Raw genomic sequence first — 14820 nt, 5'->3', positions numbered from 1 at the left:
CTCCTCTGCGGCTCATCGCAATTGCGCATACCCAATGCGCCAAGTCTGCCCCAGAGTATGGACCGGGGGCCACCAAAAAGTATACTGTTTTCGCCATGCTGGATTTCACGATCGACCCTGACTTCCAGGCCCGGCTGGACTGGGCGGCGGCCTTCGTGCGCGAGGAGGTCGAACCGCTGGACCTTCTGTTCCCGCACGGCGGCGACCCGTACGACACCCGCAACGAAAAGGCCCGCGCGATCCTGCGGCCGCTGCAGCAACAGGTCCGGGAGCAGGGCCTGTGGGCCTGTCACCTGGGCCCCGAACTGGGCGGGCCCGGCTACGGCCAGGTGCGGCTCGCCCTCCTCAACGAGATCCTCGGCCGCTCCTACTGGGCCCCGACGGTGTTCGGCACCGCCGCCCCGGACACCGGCAACGCCGAGATCCTCGCCCTGTTCGGCACCGAGGAGCAGAAGGCCCGCTATCTGCGTCCGCTGCTCGACGGGGAGATCGTCTCCACCTTCTCGATGACCGAACCGCAGGCGGGCGCCGACCCCAAGGAGTTCGTCTGCCACGCCCGGCGGGACGGCGAGGAGTGGGTGATCGACGGGGAGAAGTGGTTCTCCTCCAACGCCCGGTACGCGGCCTTCCTCATCGTCATGGCCGTCACCGACCCGGACGCCCCGCCGCACGCCCGGATGTCGATGTTCATCGTGCCGGCCGAGACGCCCGGCATCGAGATCAAGCGCAACGTCGCCACCATGGACGAGCGCGGCTCCCTCGACGAGGGCATCCACGCCTACCTCCGCTACCACCGGGTCCGCGTCCCGCTCGACGCCATGCTCGGCGGCCCCGGCGAGGGCTTCGAGGTCGCCCAGGCCCGGCTCGGCGGCGGCCGGGTGCACCACGCGATGCGCACGGTGGGCAAGTGCGCGCGGGCCTTCGACATGATGTGCGAGCGGGCGCTGTCCCGCCGGACCCAGGGCACCCTGCTCGCCGAGAAGCAGGCGGTGCAGCAGTTCATCGCGGACTCCTGGGTGGAACTTCAGCAGTTCCGGCTGCTCGTCCTGCACACCGCCTGGATCATCGACAACCGGCCGCACGGCGCCGCCCGCACCCAGATCGCCATGTGCAAGGTCCAGACGGCCAAGGTGCTGCACGACATCGTCCAGCGGGCGGTGCACCTGCACGGGTCGCTCGGCACCACCGACGAACTCCCGCTCGCCAAGTGGTGGATGGCCGTGCCCAACCTCGCGCTCGCCGACGGCCCGACCGAGGTGCACCGCACCACGATCGCCAGGCAGCTGCTGAAGGACCGCCGGCCGGCCGAGGGGCTGTTCCCCAGCGAACACCTCCCGCCGAAGCGGGAGGCCGCCCGCAAGCGGTACGCGCACATCATCGGCGACGACGGCCTCCGCGGCCGGGTGGACGGATGAGCGACGCCGACGCCCCCGGCCCGGACCGTCTGTTCGACCTGTCCGGCAAGGTGGCGCTCGTCACCGGCGGCAGCCGGGGCCTGGGGCGGGAGATGGTGCGGGCCTTCGCCGCCGCGGGCGCCGACGTGGTGATCGCCAGCCGCAGGCTCCCCGCCTGCGAGACGGTCGCGGCGGAGGTCCGCGACCTCGGCCGGCGCGCACTGCCGGTCGCCGCGCACGTGGGCCACTGGGACGACCTCGGCCGACTGGCCGACACCGCCTACGCGGAGTTCGGCAGGGTCGACGTCCTCGTCAACAACGCCGGCATGTCACCGCTCGCGCCCTCGTCGCAGGGGACCGGCGAGGAGCTCTTCGACAAGGTGATCGGGGTCAACTTCAAGGGCCCGTTCCGGCTCACCTCGCTGATCGGGCAGCGGATGTCCGAGGGCGACGGCGGCTCGGTCATCAACGTCTCCTCCTCGGGAGCGCTGTTCCCGCAGCCGAGGTTCGGCCCCTACGCCGGCGCCAAGGCCGCGCTCAACGCGCTGACCACCGTCTTCGCCCTGGAGTACGGCCCGAAGGTTCGCGTCAACACCATCTCGGCCGGTCCGTTCCTGACCGACGTCTCCCAGTCCTGGTCCGCGGAGAAGCGCAGGAGCACGCGCAGCGCGATCGGCCGCCCCGGCCGCCCGACGGAGATCATCGGCACCGCGCTGTACCTGGCGAGCGACGCCTCCAGCTACACCACGGGCTCACTGATCCGGGTGGACGGCGGGCTGTACTGAGCGCTGCGCCGGCTCCGCGGTTCGTTTGGCTGCGGTCCGGTCCTCCGACCGCGGCCGGTTCGTTCTGCCACGGGCCGGCTCTTCGGCCACGGGCCGGCTCTTCGGCCACGGGCCGGCTCTTCGGCCGCGGGCCGGTCCTCCGACCGCGGCCCGTTCGTTCTGCCGCGGGCCGGCTCTTCGGCCGCGGGCCGGTGGGGGCTGGTCGCGCAGTTCCCCGCGCCCCTGGGGGTCGGGCGTGGCGCGCCGGCTGCCTGGTGACGGCCCTTGGGTTCCTCGCGATCTCGGGGATGGTTAAGGCGTTACCCCTGGGGGTGGGGCACGGCACCCTCAGGGGAGCACGGCCTTCCTGACGGTGGGGCCCGGCGTCCCTGGGGTTCAGGCCGCTCGGCCGAGGAGGGCCATCGCCTCGGACAGCAGTACCGGCAGCGCCGGCCGCATGCGCCGGTGCATGTCGGTCAGCCGGTCCGCCTTGCGGCCGCGCTTGATCAACAGGGCGGTCGCGGCGGACTCCTTGTACTTGGTCAGCGCCTCGAACCAGGCCAGGTCCGGCAGCGGGCCGCCCCGCGCCTCCTGGTAGGCGTCGATCAGCTCCGCCTTGCCCGGCATCCCGGTCGGCTCCGGCGACGGGGACGCGGGGTGGCGGGCCTCGTCGGTGAAGAAGGTCAGCCAGGTGATGTCGACCCGGGGATCGCCGAGCGACCAGATCTCCCAGTCGATGACGGCGTTGACCGCGTCCGCGTCGCACAGGGCGTTGCCGAGCCGGTAGTCGCCATGGGTGAACACCGGCATCATCGCGGCGGGCATCGTGGCACGCAGCCGCTCCTCGACCGCCTCGTAGCCGGTGCGCAGATCCTCGGGCACGGTCGAGAAGGCCCGGGTCCAGCGGTCGATCTCGGCGCCGAGGGTGACGACGGGCTCGACGGCCAGGGCGGTCCGCTTGGGGTCCGCCCGGTGCAGGTGCGCGAGCATCCGGGCCGCGTCGAGGGCGCGGGCCCGTACCTGCCCGGCGGGAACGGTCCCCCGGGGCACGAGCACCGGCTCCACGCACTGACCGGGCACGAGCTCCATGGCCACGAAGGGCTGACGAGCCGTCGGTGCCCCCCGGTCGGAGAACAGCACCTTCGGCACCCGCACCCCGGGCACCCCCGCCAGCAGCTGCATCAGCCGCGCCTGACGCAGTACGTCCCGGTTGCGGACCGGTTCCAGGCCGGGCGGGGCCACCTTGAGGACGACGCGTTCACAGCCCGCCGGGACACCCGCCAGCGCGGCCACGTACGTGAGGCTGGACGTGCCGCCGGTGAGCGGTTCGACCGACTCCACGGTGGCCCCGGGCGCCCAGTCGCGGACCGCGACGGCCGTGCGCCGCGCCAACTCCTCGGTCGATTCGGTGCTGTTGGCGAAGACGGTCATGGGTCTCATCCCTGTCGGCAGACGGCCGCCCGGCGGTATCCGGCGGTCAGCGGTCGGCGGTCAGCGCCTCGACGATGTCGCGGCGTACGAGCTTGCCGGTCGGGGTACGGGGCAGTTCGGGCCAGCGGGTGATGCGGTCCGGCGTCTTCGAGCCGCGCAGCGTGCCGCGCACCTGTGCGCGCAGGGCGTCCGTGTCGGTCGCCACACCGTCGCGCAGGACGACCACCGCCTCGATCCGCTGGCCCCACTCCTCGTCCGGAACGCCGACGACGACCGCGTCGAGTACGTCCGGGTGGTCCAGCAGGACGTCCTCGATCTCGGCGGGCGCGATGTTCTCGGCGCCGCGGATGATCGTGTCGTCGGCCCTGCCCTCGATGTGGAGATAGCCGTCCCGGTCGATGCGGCCACGGTCACGGGTGTGGAAGAAGCCCCGCCCGTCGACCGCGGAGCCCTGCCCCGCGTACTCGCCCGACACCTGCTCGCCGCGCACCCAGATCTCCCCGGTCCCGCCGGGTGCCGCGACCGCGCCGGACGCGTCGCGGACCTCCACTTCGACACCCGGCACCGGCAGCCCGGCCGAGCCGAGCCGGGCCCGCACCACCGGATCGTCGCTCGCCACGGCCGTCCGGTGCTCCCGTGGCCCCAGGACCGTGATCGTGGACGAGGTCTCCGTGAGCCCGTAGGCGTTGACGAAGTCCACCTGCGGCCAGACGCGCAGCGCCGTCTCGATCACCCGCACCGGCATCCGTGCTCCGCCGTAGGCGAGCGCGCGCAGCGACGGCACCGACAGGTCGGGACCGCCGGTGTCCATGATGCGGGCGAGCATCGTCGGCACCACCATCGCGTGGGTGATCCGCTGCTCCCGTACGAGGCCGAGCCAGCCGTCCGGCGTGAACTGCTCCAGGGTCAGGGTCCGGCGCCCCGCGTACAGGTTCGTCAGCACGCTGGAGACGGCGGCGATGTGGTACGGCGGGACGCTCACCAGGGCCGCCGCGCCGGGATCGGCTCCGGCGAACTCGACCGTGCCGAGCACGTACGACACCAGGTGGTGGTGGCGCAGCAGCACCCCCTTGGGCGCGGAGGTCGTACCGCTCGTGTAGATGAGCACGGCGGGCGGTGCGGACCGCGGCGGCACGGGCTGGGATGGTGCGGGCCGGGCCGGTACGGGCTGGGCCGGTACGGGCTGGGCCGGATCGTCGGCGGCGGCGGGGCGGCCGGCGTTCCGCGCGGCCCCGGCCAGCCACTCGGCGGGGCTGTGCGCCGCCAGCCCGGCGCGTCGCAGCGCCTCGCCGTGTTCCGGGTCGGCGATGCCCAGCGCGCGGGGGTGGTTGGCCAGCAGCGCGTCGAGCTGGGCCTCGCCCAGGCGGTAGTTGACCGGCACGAGGGGGACTCCGGCGCGGGCCGCGGCGAACAGCGCGACCGGAAGGGCCGGACCGTTCGCCGCGAGGTACACGATCGCGTCGGCGTCGGACGCCCGCACCAAGTGTGCTGCGCCCACGGCCAGTTCGCGCAACCGCCGGGCGGTCAGCCCGTCGTCCGCGCGCCCGATGACGACCCGGTCGCCGAAACCCTCGGCGGCCATGTCCGACAGCATCGACAGGTTCACGGGGCCGCCCCGCCCCTCAGTCCGAGGCCGGGAGCGGCTTGGCGCTCTTCACCGGCAGCGGGACGCCGTTCACCGCGAGCGTGCCCGGTCCGGGCTTGGTGCAGAGGAGTTCGAGGCCGAGGTCCTCGGCGGCGTAGCGCTTGCCGAGCAGCGAACCGCCGAGCAGTTCGGGGTCGGCGGTGCCGGTGGCGGCGGAGGCGGGCCCGGTCCCGGTCCCCTCCACCATGGCGGCGCCGCCGCACGTGATCTCCAGCTCCTCGTCCGGGCACCTGACGACGATCACCGCCGTCGGATCGACCGTACTGGCGAGCATCTGCCCCACGCGTGGCCTCATCGCAGTGTCCTCCGCGGCTCTCGTGGTACCGGTCAGTGGCATCGAGCAACCAGAGAAAAGTATACTACTTTCCTCGATCGCGTCGAGAACGGAGCTGTTGGATGGAACTCAAGACCGTCCTGTTCGAGGTGACCGGCCACGTCGCCACGGTCACCCTCAACCGGCCCGAGGTCATGAACGGCTTCAACCAGCGGATGCTGGAGGAATTCGCCGCCCTCTGGCACACCGTCAGGACCGACGACGAGGTGCGGGTCGTCGTGTTGCGCGGCGCCGGTGACCGGGCGTTCTGCACGGGCATGGACGTGAAGGAGGGGATCGGCCGGCACCCCAACGTCTGGTCGCGGACCGATCCCGGGGAGCACCTCTCACCGAAGCTGAACCAGGTGTGGAAGCCCCTGGTGTGCGCCGTGCACGGGATGGCCGCCGGCGGCGCCTTCTACTGGCTCAACGAGGCCGACATCCTGATCTGTTCGCAGGACGCCACGTTCTTCGACCCGCATGTCAGCTACGGACTCACCGCGGCCCTGGAACCGATCGGCCTCGCCCGGCGCATCCCGCTCGGCGAGGCGCTGCGCATCGCCCTGCTCGGCCTGGACGAGCGCGTGTCGGCCGCCCGCGCCCTCCAGATCGGCCTGGTCAGCGAGGTGTTGCCACGCGAGGAACTGTGGGACCGGGCCGACGAGATCGCGCGCCTCATCGCCGCCAAACCGCCCGCCGCCGTCCAGGGCACCGTCCGGGCGATCTGGGAGTCGCTCGACTCGACCCGCACCCAGGCGCTGCGCACCGGTCTGTCGTACACCCAGATCGGAAACCCGGTCGGGACGGCCGGGCTCGACCGCTCGGCGGTTCCCCGTGGGCGGTGGACACTGCGCTGAGCCTCCCCTAGCCTCTCCTAAATAAGTGTACTTTTTTACAGGTGCACGTCCCAGCTTCGGACATCCAGCGGGAGGCTCTCATGCGGTTCGGCATGCCCTGGCCCGGCCGGGACGTCGGACGGGAGGCGGAGCAGTCGGGCGTCGGCGCCTTCTGCGCCGGGGAGTTCGCCGGCCACGACGCCTATCTCACCGTGGCCGACATCGTGGCGAACACCGAACACGCCCTGGCGGGCCCCGCCATCGCCTACGCCTTCGCCCGCACCCCCTACGCGCACGCCACCGCCCTGCGCCAGTTGCACGCCCGGGCGCCGGGCCGGCTGTTCCTCGGCCTGGGCAGCGCGGCGTTCCGGATCAACCGGGACTGGCTGGGCGTGCCCGCCGAGCGTCCGGTGGCCCGGATCGCCGAGACCGTCGGTGCGGTGCGGGCCTGGCTGCACGCGGAGAACGGCGACCGGGTCCGCTACCGCGGCGAGTTCTACGCACTCGACGCCGACGTCCGCGCTCCGGTGCTCGGCCGGCTGGACGTCCCCGTGCTGCTCGCCGCGTTCAACACCCGGATGGCGGCCACCGCGGGCCGGGTGGCCGACGGTCTCGTCGGGCACGGGCTGTTCACCGGTCCCTGGTGGAACGAGGTGGTACGCCCCTCGGTCGCGGGCGGCGCGGGCGACGGGGACCGGGCCGGCGCGCGTCCACTGGAACACGGCTGGATCATCACGGCGGTCGACGACGCCGCACCCGAACGCGCCATCGCCGACGCCCGGCGGATGATCGCCTTCTACCTCACCGTCAAGACGTACGACCCGTTCGTCGCCCACCACGGCTGGGAGGAGCCCGTCGCCCGGCTCCGGGCGGCGTTCCGCGCCGGTGACACCGACGCCATGGCACGGGCGGTGACCGACGAGATGGTCACCGGGATCGCCGTCTGCGGGACGACCACCGACGCGAAGGACACCCTCGCGCGCCGCGCCGGTTCGCTCCCCCACGATGTCGGCTACTTCGCGCCGCCGAGTTTCCTGGTGAGCCACCGGCGCCGGGCCGCGTACGCCAGGGCCTCGCTGGCCCTGGTCGGCGCCGTGCCGGAGCCGGCCCGACCCGGCGCCGCGCACCGGTCCCGGGGCGCGACCGCTCCCGGCCCGGTGCGCGGCCCGGCCGCGGTCAGGCGTCCTCGGTGACGGGGGCGAGCTTCCTGCCGGTGTCGAAGTGCACGACGCCGGCGAGGGTGCCGCCCAGGATGGCCGCGCGGTCCTCGTCGGAGACGGTGTCGTCGAAGTTGTCCGCGATGCACTCGGCGCTGCTGCGGAAGGTGCCCTCGGCATGGGGGTAGTCGTTGCCCCACATGACCGTCGAGACCCCGGTGATGTGGCGGGCCTTGACGGCGGTCGGGTCGTCCGCGAACTGGACGTGGATCTGACGCCGGATGTACTCGCTGGGCTTGAGCGGGTAGGGCCACTTGCCGTTGATGGTGAACAGCCGCCCCATGGCCGGCTGTTCCTTCGGCGAGCGGCTGTCGTCCCAGAAGCCGAGCCACCAGTCGGGGTCCTGGCCGATGCCCGTCCTGAAGGACTTGTCCATGAAGCCCATGTAGGAGACCAGCCAGCCGGCGCTGAACTCGATGAGGTTGAAGTGCAGTGCGGGGAACCGCTCGCAGACGCCGCCGCCGACGAGGTCGGCGATGATGCGCTGCGGGCTGGAGAAACCGGCGGCGGAGTTCTGGAGCCGGCCCGACACCATGTCGTCGGTCAACTGGCCCTTGCCCATGTTGACGGCCGTCATCATGCTCCGGACGGTCAGCGCCGTCTCGGAGGTGCTCTCCTTCGTCTTCACCCCGCCGGTGGCGACGTGGATGAAGACCGGCATCCCGTTCGCCTGGGCGGCCGCCCACAGCGGGTCGTACGTCCGCGACGCGTACGGCACGGGCGGGGTCTCCGGGATCAGGATCGCGCCCAGCCCGAGGCGCGCGCACCGCTCGATCTCGGCGACGGCCTCGGGGATGTCCGTGACGGGGATCGCCGCCGTCGGGCGAAGCCGGTTCTTGTACTGGAGGAACCGCTCGGCGATGTAGTCGTTCCAGACGCGCGCGTGCGCCATCGACAGTTCGTGGTCGTCGGTGAACAGGACGAAGAGGGAGAGGTTGGGGAACATCACGGAGGCGTCGACGCCGTCGAGGTCCATGTCCCGGATGATGTGCTGCGGCTCGCCGTCCGGGGTCTGCCCGCCGAACTGCCGGTACTTGGAGATGGTCCAGCCGTCGTAGCCGATGGTGTGCAGCTTCTTGAACTCGGTGTGCCCGCCTTCGACGATCGGCTCGTCGAGCGTGAACTCCTCTTCCCACAGTGCCCGTTCCCTGAGGTGCACGGGCAGCCGGGTCTTGAAGAGATCGACCGGCTCGATGATGTGCGAATCACCGGACACGACAAATTCCTTGAACACAGGCGGTACCTCTTTCGAACCTCGTCGTTCGTTGCAGAACCCACCCCGCGGATGCTGCCGAAGTTAGCTGTACCGACCGGTCCAGTCAATGATTCAGCATACGGATTCATCGACCGGCCGAGGCCTCGAAACCTGACAGAACGCTGACACAAAGCCGATGGCGCTCTCCTCTTCTACCGAAGGCGTAATTCAGTACACTCAAATAGAAAGCGTCCACAGGCGATCAGGAGACGGCACATGGCGACGGCGTACTCGTTCTCTTCGCGGCTCTACATCGACGGGCGCCGCACGGACGGCCGTTCGGACACCCCGGTGACCGTCCGCAACCCGGCGACCCTGGAGACGGTCGCGGAGGTCCCGGGCTCGTCGCCGGCGGATGTACGGCAGGCCGTCGAAGCGGCCCGGCGCGCCTTCGACGAGGGTCCCTGGCCGCGGCTCAGGCCCGCGGAGCGGGCCGCCGTCCTGCTGCGCATGGCCGCGGAGATGGAGCGCAGGCTGCCCGAACTCGTGGCCGTCAACATGGCGGAGGCGGGCTCGGTCCGCGCGCTGGCCGAGACCCTTCAGACCCGGGTCCCGGTGGCGCATCTGCGCGACATGGCCGAGCGGGTGATCCCGGCCTTCGCCTGGGAGCGCCCGATGGACGCGACGATCGCGCCGGGCGCCGGCATCTTCCAAGGGGTGCTGCGCCGTGAGGCGTTCGGCGTGTGCGCCCTGATCTCCGCCTACAACTTCCCGTTCTTCCTCAGCATGATGAAGGTGATCCCGGCGCTCGCGGCGGGCTGCACGGCCGTACTGAAGCCGGCGCCCGCCACTCCCCTGGAGTCCCTGCTGATCGGCGACTTCGCGGACGCCGCCGGACTGCCGCCGGGCGTGCTGAACATCGTCACCGGCGATGCCGAGGCCGGCCGTGAGCTGACCACCCACCCCATGGTGGACCTCGTGAGCTTCACCGGGTCGGACACCGTCGGGCGCAGGGTCCACTCCCAGGCAGCCGCCTCCCTGAAGAAGGTCGTCCTCGAACTCGGCGGCAAGTCGGCGGCCCTCGTCCGCGCCGACGGCGACCTCGGCGGCGCGGTCCGCTCCGCGCTCTCCGGCATCACCACCCACGCCGGGCAGGGCTGCTCCCTGCTGACCCGCACGCTCGTGCACGAGTCCGTGCACGACGAGTTCGTCGACCGGCTGAGCGCCGCCCTCGCCGAGGTCAGGGTCGGCGATCCGGCCGACCCGGCCACCACCATGGGGCCGCTGATCAGCGAAGCGCAGCGGGACAGGGTCGAGAAGCTGATCCGGGTCGGCGAGGAGGAGGGAGCGCGCCTCGTCCACGGCGGCGGACGTCCGGCCGGCCTCGACCGGGGCTGGTTCGTGGAACCGACCCTCTTCGCCGACGTCGGCAACGACATGACCGTCGCGCGTACGGAGTTCTTCGGACCGGTGGGCGTCGTCATCCCGTTCGCCACGGACGAGGAGGCGGTGCGGATCGCGAACGACAGCCCCTACGGCCTCGCGGGCGCCGTCTGGAGCGCCGACACCGCCGCCGCGTACGAGATCGCGTCCCGTATCCGGGCCGGCGGTGTGACCATCAACGGCGGCAGCGCCGGGGTGAACCCGCGAGCCGCGTTCGGCGGATACAAGCAGAGCGGACTCGGCCGGGAGTGGGGCGAGTTCGGACTGGACGAGTACCTCCAGACCAAGTCGGTCAGCTGGGCCGCCTGCTGAGCACCCGACCGGGATCACGCACAATTAAGAGCACTCAAATATGCGAAGCGAGGCCCACTGCTGCCCTGTTCCGCCATCCATCTCGACCAATCGAGTAATAGAGGATACCTTATCTTGGTGGACTTCGAGCTCAGCGAGGAGCAGGGCATGCTGCGCGCGGCCGCACGCGAGCTGCTGTCGGACCGGGCCCCGATGGAACACGTGCGGACCTGGGCGGATCGCGACGAGGACGTCGACCCGCAGGTGTGGCGGCTGACGGCCGGCCTCGGCTGGACCGGTCTGGGCCTGCCCGAGGAGTACGGCGGCGCCGGCCAGGGCCTGGTGGAACTCGCGCTCGTCGCGCAGGAGATGGGGCGGGCGCTCGGGCGGGGCCCGTTCGCGCCGACCGCGATCGTCGGCCGGTCCCTGGCCGCCGCGGGGCCGCCCGCGCTACGGGCCGCGGTGCTGCCCGAGCTCGCCACGGGATCGGGCTGGGGCACCTGGGCCTTCGCCGAACCGCGCGCCCCCTGGTCCCTCGACGGGATCCGCGCCACCGCCCGCACCGACCGGGACGCGATCGTCCTCGACGGGGTCAAGACGGCGGTGCAGGACGCGGGCGGCGCCCGCTGGCTCCTCGTCACCGCACGTCACGACGGCGTCCCCGGGTCGTTCCTGGTGGACCGGTCGGCGCCGGGCGTCACCGTCCGGCGGCAGCGGACCCTGGACCTGACCCGCTCGTTCCACGAGGTCCGGCTCGAAGGCGTACGGGTGCCGCCCGCACACCGTCTCGCCGGCGGGCCGAAGGAGATACAGCGGATGCTCGACGAGGCGTCGGTGCTGCGGTGCGCCGACGCCCTCGGGACGATGGAGCGGATGCTGGAGCTCACCGTCGAACACACCACGTCGCGCGTGCAGTTCGGCCGGCCGATCGGGATGTTCCAGGCCGTCAAGCACGCGTGCGCCGACATGGCACTGCTGGTGCACGGCACCCGCGCCGCCACGGCCTACGCGGCGATGGCCGCCGACGCGGGCGCCGACGACGCCGCCCGAGCGGCCTGCGCCGCCGCCTCGTACACCGCGGCCGGGACCGGCGAGGTCGCGGCCCGGGCCCTCCAGCTGCACGGCGCCATCGGCTTCACCTGGGAGCACGACCTCCACCTCCACCTGCGCCGGGCCAGGGCCGACAGCGTGCTGTACGGCGACGCCGCCGTGCACCGCGACCGGCTCTGCACCCTCCTGCGGCAATCCGCCGCGTCCGCCTGAGCCGGCGACCACCTGAGCCGGCGACCCGAAAGGTTCCCGATGGAGATCAAGGGCAAGAAGGCCGTGGTGTTCGGCGGCGCCTCCGGCATGGGCCGGGCCACCGCCGAGCTGCTCGCGGCCCGCGGCGCCGACGTCGCCGTGCTCGACCGCCCGGCATCGGCGGGCGCGGAGGTCGCCGCCGCGCTCGGCGGCAGCTTCCATCCCGTCGACGTGACCGACCACGACGCGACCGGGAGCGCGCTGGACGCCGCCGTGGCGGCCCTCGGCGCGCTGCATGTGTCGGTCACCACCGCGGGCGGCGGCAGCGTACGGCGCACACTCGGCAAGGACGGTCCGCACGACCTGGAGACCTTCCGCCGGGTGCTCGACCTGAACGCCGTCGCCACCTTCAACATCAGCCGGCTGGCCGCCGCGCACATGAGCCGCAACGCACCGGAGGATCCCGAGACCACCGGCGAACGCGGCGTCATCGTCAACACGTCGTCGATCGCCGCCTTCGAGGGGCAGATCGGCCAGGTCGCCTACTCGGCCGCCAAGGCGGCGATCGCCGCGATGAGCCTCACCATGGCCCGCGACCTCGGCTCGCTCGGCATCCGCGTCGTCGCCATCGCGCCCAGTCTGTTCGAGACCGGCGCCACCGAGCGGATCCCCGCCGAGACGCTGGCCGCGCTGGTGCGGGACGCCGCGTTCCCGCGGCGCCCCGGCCGCCCCGAGGAGTACGCCAGGCTCGCCCTGGCGATCGTCGACAACCCCATGCTGAACGGCCAGTGCCTGCGTCTGGACGCGGGCCAGCGGTTCGGTCCGAAGTGAGGTTCTGATGCCGGACAACCAGGTACCGACGCCACAGGACACCGCACTCCGGGGAAAGGTGGCCCTCGTCACGGGAGGTGGCCGGGGCTTCGGCAAGGCGTTCGGCGCGGCGCTCTCGGCGCTCGGCGCGCGGGTCGTGCTCGCCGACATCGACGGCGCCGCCGCGGCCGGGGCGGCGGCGGAACTCGACCCGCGGGGCGCCCGCGTGACCGCAGTCGCCTGTGACGTGGCCGACGAGGATCAGGTCGGCGCGGTCGTGAGCGAGGTCGCCGAGCGCCACGGCGGACTGGACGTCCTGGTCAACAACGCCGGCCTGCACGCCGCCTACAACAGGCCGTTCACCGAGCTGGGCCTCGCCGAGGTACGACGGGTCCTCGACGTCAACGTCATGGGCGTCGTCATCTGCTCCCTCGCGGCCCGGGAGGCGATGCGGGGCCGCGCCGGCGCCTCCATCGTCAACATCTCGTCGGCGGCGGCCTACGCGAACCGCAGCGTCTACGGCGTGTCCAAGCTCGCCGTGCGGGGCCTGACGGTGTCCTTCGCCCGCGAGTTCGCCGCCGACGGCATCAGGGTCAACGCGATCGCGCCGGGCCTGATCCTCACCGACACGGTGCGGGCCCAGCTGTCGCCGGCCGAGGCGGACCGCGTCCTCGGCGAGCAGATCCTGCGGCGGGAGGGCCGGGAGCAGGACATCGTCGAGGCGCTGCTCTACCTGGTCTCGTCGAAGGCGTCCTTCGTCACCGGGGAGACGCTGCGCGTGACGGGTGGCTTCGCGCTCTCGGTCTGACGTCGGCGCCACGCCGGTGGCCGTGCCCCGCGAGGTGGATCGCGGGGCACGGCCTCTGTGGTGCGGCCGGCCTACCGCGGCTGTCCTACACCGTCACCGGTTCGGCCTCCGGCTTCCCGGCCAGCTCCTTCTCCTCGGACGTGATCGCCTTCAGCAGCACGTACGGCGTGGCGATCTTCCAGAAGACGTACGCGATCGAGGGGATCAGGTACGCGAGGAGTCCGTCCCAGGCGAGCGGTCCGGTCCGGTTGAGGAAGACGAAGGCGCCCGGGACGAGCAGCACCCCCAGCGCCATGCTGAGCCAGCCGTACCAGCGCGGAAAGACCGGCTTCTCCCGGGTGTGGTCGATGAACGCGGCGTATCCGATCGACCAGACCTGGAGGACGAAGACGCAGGCGTTGCCGACGAACATGAGCCAGAAGGTGTCGGTCATCGCGGACAGGACGTCGGCGGAGTGGGCCTCCGGCCGGTAGGCCGCGGCGGCGAGGATCGCGAGCGGGAAGAAGAACCCGGCCGGGGCCATGATGCCCGTGGTGAGCTGGATCATGGACAGCATCCCCCAGCCGCCCTCGACCCGGCGCAGCTGCATGCTCGTCACGATGACGTACGGGTACTCGAACGGGATGAGCAGCACCATCAGGGAGACACAGGTGAGGATCCCCGTGCGATGGTCCTCGAGGAAGGCGGCGATGTCCTCGGGGCTCTCCGTGGGGCTCATGGGCGGGGTGAGACCGCCCACGGCGAACGCGGCGAGGAATCCCACGAAGAGGATGACACCGCACCACGCCGACACTCTCTGCAGTCTTGTGTAGAGGTCCTTCTTCATCTGCGGCTCCTTTTTCGCTCGCTGCTATCGGCCTGTCTCGTCCCACCCGACGAGCCTGTCGAGCAGCAGCGCGGCGCTCGACAGGTAGTCGCCGTATCCGCCCCGGAAGAACAGCAGCGGGGTCTTCATCGACTCGACGCGCAGATCGTGGACCGATCCGACGACCAGCAGGTGATCACCGATCTCGACGATCTGCTCGACCGTGCAGTCGACCCACGCGACGACCCCGTCCAGGACGGGGCTGCCCAGCGCCGACGCCTGCCAGCTCGTGTCCGCGAACCGCTGCCGGGCCGATCCGGCCGCCAGCCTGCGGGACAGCCGCTCCTGGTCGCCCGCGAGCGCGTTGGCGCAGAACCGGCCGGCGGCCCTGATCGTCCTCAGGGTCGTGGAGGAGCGGCCGGCCAGGAAGGACACCAGGGGCGGGGTCAGCGACACGGAGGTGAAGGTGCCGACGATCATCCCGTGCGGCCGGGCTTCGGCGTCCGTGGTGGTGATCGCGACCACGCTCGTGGGGAAGTTGCCCAGGACGTCGCGGAATCGGCGCCCGTCGATCGCGTCCGTCGTCCGGGGACGCCTCACGCCGTCGCTCATACGGCCTCCTTGCC

General features: G+C 72.0%; 14 protein-coding genes. 8 read left to right on the top strand and 6 right to left on the bottom strand.

Annotated features, from left to right (window positions below):
• Window positions 1-95: 95 nt before the first annotated feature.
• Together QQM72_RS13255 and QQM72_RS13250 are read left to right on the top strand one after the other, a co-directional pair.
• A complete protein-coding gene (locus QQM72_RS13255) occupies window positions 96-1415 on the top strand; it encodes an acyl-CoA dehydrogenase family protein (protein WP_314221048.1) in 1320 nt (439 codons plus the stop codon).
• Entirely contained in the window at window positions 1412-2179 is a 768-nt protein-coding gene (locus tag QQM72_RS13250; RefSeq protein ID WP_314221047.1) for an SDR family NAD(P)-dependent oxidoreductase, read from the top strand. Before QQM72_RS13255 ends, QQM72_RS13250 begins: the two co-directional genes overlap by 4 nt.
• Window positions 2180-2554: 375 nt before the next feature.
• Here QQM72_RS13250 and QQM72_RS13245 read toward each other — a convergent pair whose 3' ends face one another.
• The 3 genes from QQM72_RS13245 to QQM72_RS13235 are packed head-to-tail and all read right to left on the bottom strand — an operon-like array spanning window position 2555 to window position 5529.
• Entirely contained in the window at window positions 2555-3589 is a 1035-nt protein-coding gene (locus QQM72_RS13245; RefSeq protein WP_314221046.1) for a phosphotransferase family protein, read from the bottom strand.
• Window positions 3590-3635: 46 nt separating this feature from the next.
• Window positions 3636-5195, bottom strand: coding sequence for a class I adenylate-forming enzyme family protein (locus QQM72_RS13240; RefSeq protein WP_314221045.1), 1560 nt, complete (start codon window positions 5193-5195; stop codon window positions 3636-3638).
• 16 nt (window positions 5196-5211) lie between these two features.
• Window positions 5212-5529: a hypothetical protein gene (locus tag QQM72_RS13235; protein ID WP_314221044.1), complete on the bottom strand. Its 318-nt coding sequence runs from the start codon at window positions 5527-5529 to the stop codon at window positions 5212-5214.
• 101 nt (window positions 5530-5630) lie between these two features.
• Here QQM72_RS13235 and QQM72_RS13230 point away from each other — a divergent pair, with 101 nt between their 5' ends.
• A complete protein-coding gene (locus QQM72_RS13230) occupies window positions 5631-6404 on the top strand; it encodes an enoyl-CoA hydratase/isomerase family protein (RefSeq protein ID WP_314221043.1) in 774 nt (257 codons plus the stop codon).
• A 41-nt stretch (window positions 6405-6445) separates the two neighbouring features.
• On the top strand, window positions 6446-7576 hold the full coding sequence (locus QQM72_RS13225) for an LLM class flavin-dependent oxidoreductase (protein WP_314221042.1): 1131 nt from the start codon (window positions 6446-6448) through the stop codon (window positions 7574-7576).
• Here the strand turns inward: QQM72_RS13225 and QQM72_RS13220 are convergent.
• On the bottom strand, window positions 7560-8816 hold the full coding sequence (locus QQM72_RS13220; RefSeq protein ID WP_314221041.1) for an amidohydrolase family protein: 1257 nt from the start codon (window positions 8814-8816) through the stop codon (window positions 7560-7562). The two genes, QQM72_RS13225 and QQM72_RS13220, sit on opposite strands and share 17 nt — an antisense overlap.
• Before the next feature lie 255 nt (window positions 8817-9071).
• Between QQM72_RS13220 and QQM72_RS13215 the strand changes: the two genes are divergently transcribed.
• From QQM72_RS13215 to QQM72_RS13200, 4 genes are all read left to right on the top strand, one after another.
• Window positions 9072-10550 (top strand): aldehyde dehydrogenase family protein, encoded by a 1479-nt coding sequence (locus tag QQM72_RS13215; protein ID WP_314221040.1) that lies wholly within the window; start codon window positions 9072-9074, stop codon window positions 10548-10550.
• A gap of 117 nt (window positions 10551-10667) precedes the next feature.
• Complete coding sequence (locus tag QQM72_RS13210) at window positions 10668-11792, top strand: acyl-CoA dehydrogenase family protein (protein WP_314221039.1); 1125 nt, start codon at window positions 10668-10670, stop codon at window positions 11790-11792.
• Between the two features lie 39 nt (window positions 11793-11831).
• Entirely contained in the window at window positions 11832-12602 is a 771-nt protein-coding gene (locus QQM72_RS13205; protein ID WP_314221038.1) for an SDR family NAD(P)-dependent oxidoreductase, read from the top strand.
• A 7-nt stretch (window positions 12603-12609) separates the two neighbouring features.
• A complete protein-coding gene (locus QQM72_RS13200) occupies window positions 12610-13389 on the top strand; it encodes an SDR family NAD(P)-dependent oxidoreductase (protein ID WP_314221037.1) in 780 nt (259 codons plus the stop codon).
• 85 nt (window positions 13390-13474) lie between these two features.
• On the opposite strand, the gene QQM72_RS13195 is transcribed toward QQM72_RS13200, so the two are convergent.
• Both QQM72_RS13195 and QQM72_RS13190 read right to left on the bottom strand, forming a co-directional pair.
• Window positions 13475-14215: a hypothetical protein gene (locus QQM72_RS13195; protein ID WP_314221036.1), complete on the bottom strand. Its 741-nt coding sequence runs from the start codon at window positions 14213-14215 to the stop codon at window positions 13475-13477.
• 24 nt (window positions 14216-14239) lie between these two features.
• Complete coding sequence (locus QQM72_RS13190) at window positions 14240-14806, bottom strand: flavin reductase family protein (RefSeq protein WP_314221035.1); 567 nt, start codon at window positions 14804-14806, stop codon at window positions 14240-14242.
• Between the last annotated feature and the right edge of the window lie 14 nt (window positions 14807-14820).

The organism is Streptomyces zaehneri (assembly GCF_032248645.1).
In the GTDB taxonomy this organism is placed as follows: domain Bacteria; phylum Actinomycetota; class Actinomycetes; order Streptomycetales; family Streptomycetaceae; genus Streptomyces; species Streptomyces coriariae.
The sequence above is the reverse complement of the archived record's forward strand: the minus strand, read 5'-3'. Positions and strand labels throughout refer to the sequence as shown.

Bases quoted from the DNA above. Each gene is read 5' to 3' on its own strand.
- QQM72_RS13245 (WP_314221046.1), bottom strand. From the start codon at position 3,589: ATGACCGTCTTCGCCAACAGCACCGAATCGACCGAGGAGTTGGCGCGG.
- QQM72_RS13250 (WP_314221047.1), top strand. From the start codon at position 1,412: ATGAGCGACGCCGACGCCCCCGGCCCGGACCGTCTGTTCGACCTGTCC.
- QQM72_RS13215 (WP_314221040.1), top strand. From the start codon at position 9,072: ATGGCGACGGCGTACTCGTTCTCTTCGCGGCTCTACATCGACGGGCGC.
- QQM72_RS13190 (WP_314221035.1), bottom strand. From the start codon at position 14,806: ATGAGCGACGGCGTGAGGCGTCCCCGGACGACGGACGCGATCGACGGG.
- QQM72_RS13235 (WP_314221044.1), bottom strand. From the start codon at position 5,529: ATGAGGCCACGCGTGGGGCAGATGCTCGCCAGTACGGTCGATCCGACG.
- QQM72_RS13255 (WP_314221048.1), top strand. From the start codon at position 96: ATGCTGGATTTCACGATCGACCCTGACTTCCAGGCCCGGCTGGACTGG.
- QQM72_RS13205 (WP_314221038.1), top strand. From the start codon at position 11,832: ATGGAGATCAAGGGCAAGAAGGCCGTGGTGTTCGGCGGCGCCTCCGGC.
- QQM72_RS13200 (WP_314221037.1), top strand. From the start codon at position 12,610: ATGCCGGACAACCAGGTACCGACGCCACAGGACACCGCACTCCGGGGA.
- QQM72_RS13195 (WP_314221036.1), bottom strand. From the start codon at position 14,215: ATGAAGAAGGACCTCTACACAAGACTGCAGAGAGTGTCGGCGTGGTGC.
- QQM72_RS13230 (WP_314221043.1), top strand. From the start codon at position 5,631: ATGGAACTCAAGACCGTCCTGTTCGAGGTGACCGGCCACGTCGCCACG.